3 protein-coding genes are annotated in these 3063 nt (G+C 64.9%); all 3 read right to left on the bottom strand.

The window, feature by feature from the left end:
* On the bottom strand, nt 1–789 hold a 789-nt coding region (locus ACQKJZ_RS18755), incomplete at its 3' end, for a complex I subunit 1/NuoH family protein (RefSeq protein WP_427733150.1).
* Nucleotides 786–2804 carry an NADH-quinone oxidoreductase subunit NuoG gene (nuoG, locus tag ACQKJZ_RS18750; RefSeq protein ID WP_427733148.1) on the bottom strand — a complete coding sequence of 673 codons (2019 nt, stop codon included), beginning with the start codon at nt 2802–2804 and terminating at the stop codon, nt 786–788. The genes ACQKJZ_RS18755 and nuoG, both read right to left, overlap by 4 nt.
* A partial coding sequence (locus ACQKJZ_RS18745; protein ID WP_427733146.1) for an NADH-ubiquinone oxidoreductase-F iron-sulfur binding region domain-containing protein occupies nt 2804–3063 on the bottom strand: 260 nt, incomplete at its 5' end. The genes ACQKJZ_RS18745 and nuoG, both read right to left, overlap by 1 nt.

Raw genomic sequence — 3063 nt, 5'->3', positions numbered from 1 at the left:
CATCAGGATGACGTTGGCGTACTCGCCCAGCCAGAACAGCGCGAACGACATCGAGCTATATTCGGTCTGGTAGCCGGCGACGAGCTCCGACTCCGCTTCGGTCAGGTCGAACGGCGCGCGCTGCGTCTCGGCCAGCGCCGAGATGAAGAACATCACCGCCATCGGAAAGAGCAGCGGGTTAAGGAAGAACCCGTTGACCGGAATCCCCAGCACGCTCTTTTGCGCCTCGACGATCGCGGTCAGGTTGAAGCTGCCCGCCCACATCACGACCGAAATCAGGATGAAGCCGATCGCGACTTCATAGGATACCATCTGCGCGGCGGCACGAAGCGCCGAGTAGAATGGGTATTTCGAGTTCGACGCCCAGCCCGACAGGATCACGCCGTACACGCCCAGCGACGAGGCGGCGAGGACATAGAGCAGGCCGACATTGATGTCAGCGACGACCACGCCCGGCTGGAACGGCACCACTGCCCAGACGATCAGCGCGACCGTGAAGGTGATGATCGGCGCCAGCAGGAACAGCCCGCGATTGGCGGCCGCCGGGACGATGGTTTCCTGCAGGAAGACCTTCAGACCGTCGGCGAAGGACTGGAGCAGACCGAAGGGGCCGACCACGTTCGGACCACGGCGCAGCGCCATCGCCGCCCAGATCTTGCGATCGACATAGATGACCATCGCCACCGCCAGCATCAGCGGCAGCGCGATCGCCAGAATCCCGACCAAAGTCGCGATCGTCCAGGCCCAGCCATAGGGAAGGCCGAGCGTCGAGTTGAAAAACGCGGTCACTCCGCTGCCTCCGCATAGCTCTCACCATGGACCAGTTCGGCCGAGCAGCGCTGCATCGTCGGGCTGGCGCGGCAGACCGCGTTGGTGAGGTAGAAGTCCTTGATCGGATAGCCGTCCATCGTGCCGGACGCGGTCGCGTTCAGCGACGGCGCGGCCCAGTCGAAGGTCACGAGGCCGACCTGGCCCAGCGCCGGAACCTCTGCGGCCATCGCGGCGCGCAGCTCTTCCAGCGTGTCGAACCGCAAGGTCTGGCCCAGCACTTCGGACAGCGCGCGGAAGATCGTCCAGTCGTCGCGCGCATCGCCCGGAGCGAACACCGCACGGTCGCCGCGCTGTACCCGGCCTTCCAGATTGACCCAGGTGCCCGACTTCTCGGCAAAGGTCGCGCCCGGCAGGATGACATCGGCGTGATGTGCACCCTTGTCGCCATGATGGCCGACGAACACCTTGAAGCTCCTGGCGAACTTGGCGAAGTCCACCTCGTCGGCGCCCAGGAAGAAGGCGAGCTTCGGCGCAGCCGAAACTACGTCGGCAATGCCGCCCTTCTGCGCGTAACCGAGCATCAGGCCACCCATGCGCGACGCCGCCATGTGAACGACGTTATAGCCGTTCCAGGCCGAGCCATCCTCCAGCGTCCGCACCAGATTGAACTCGTCGACCAGCTTCAGGCTCGCGCCATGCGCACCCTTCAGCGCACCGCCACCGACGATGACCATCGGACGCACAGCCTTGCCGAACAGCTCGGTCACCGCCTCGGGCAGGTTGCCCAGCACCGACAGGTCGGCACCCAGCCACTCGACCTTGTAGGTCAGGTCGGTTTCGGGGCCGATCGCGAAGACCTTGGCGCCCTTCTTGATCGCCTTGCGGATACGGGTGTTCACCAGCGGCGCTTCCCAGCGCAGATTGGTGCCGATCAGCAGGATCGCATCGGCCTTCTCGACGCCCGCGATGGTCGTGTTGAAGTTGACCGCAGCCAGGCTCGACACGTCATAGTCCATGCCGGTCTGACGGCCTTCAAGCAGGCTCGAACCCATCTTGGCCAGCAGGGCCTTGGCGGCGAACATCGTCTCGCAATCGACCAGATCACCGGCGATCGCGGCGACGCTCGACCCGGCGTTCACGTCACGGATCGCAGCGAAGGCCTCGTCCCACGTGGCGGGCACCAGCTTGCCGTCGCGGCGGATGAACGGACGGTCGAGACGACGACGGACCAGACCGTCAATCGCGTGACGCGTCTTGTCGCTCGCCCACTCCTCGTTCACCTCGTCGTTGATGCGCGGCACACAGCGCAGCACCTGACGACCACGGCTGTCGAGGCGGATGTTGGTGCCGACCGCGTCCATCACGTCGATGGCGAGCGTCTTCTTCAGCTCCCACGGACGCGCCTCAAACGCATAGGGCTTGGACGTCAGCGCGCCCACCGGGCACAGGTCGACGACATTGCCCGACAACTCGCTCGACACGGCCTGTTCGAGGTACGAGGTGATCTGCATATTCTCGCCGCGATATATCGCGCCGATCTCCTCCACGCCCGCGACCTCTTCGGCGAAGCGGACACAACGGGTGCACTGGATGCAGCGGGTCATGACCGTCTTGACGATCGGCCCCATGTACTTCTCAGTGACGGCCCGCTTGTTCTCGTCATAGCGGCTATGGCCCTTGCCATAGGCCATGGACTGGTCCTGCAGGTCGCACTCGCCGCCCTGATCGCAGATCGGGCAATCCAGCGGGTGGTTGATCAGCAGGAATTCCATCACGCCTTCGCGTGCGGCCTTCACCATCGGGGTCGTGGTGAAGATTTCCTGATTGTCCGCCGCCGGAAGCGCGCACGACGCCTGCGGCTTGGGGGGCCCAGGCTTCACCTCAACCAGGCACATGCGGCAATTGCCCGCGATGGACAGCCGCTCATGATAGCAGAAGCGCGGGATTTCCTTGCCCGCAAGCTCGCAGGCCTGCAGCACGGTGGCGCCCTGCGGCACCTCGATCTCGACGCCGTCGACTTTGACCTTAGGCATTATTCGGCAGCTTCCATCATCGGGGCGTTGCCGCCCGTCTCGCCTTTGCGTTCGCGAATGCGGCGTTCCATCTCCGGGCGGAAGTGGCGGATCAGGCCCTGGATCGGCCAGGCCGCCGCGTCGCCCAGCGCGCAGATGGTGTGGCCTTCGACCTGCTTCGTCACTTGGAACAGCGTGTCGATCTCGGACACATCGGCATCGCCGGTGCGCATCCGCTCCATCACGCGCCACATCCAGCCGGTGCCTTCACGGCACGGCG

It is taken from the genome of Sphingomonas sp. NPDC019816, assembly GCF_050274375.1.
In the GTDB taxonomy this organism is placed as follows: Bacteria; Pseudomonadota; Alphaproteobacteria; order Sphingomonadales; family Sphingomonadaceae; genus Sphingomonas.
Note: the sequence above shows the minus strand (reverse complement) of the source record. Positions and strands in the feature narration are given on the sequence as shown.

Coding starts and splice junctions, on each gene's coding strand:
- nuoG (WP_427733148.1), bottom strand. CDS start 2,804: ATGCCTAAGGTCAAAGTCGACGGCGTCGAGATCGAGGTGCCGCAGGGC.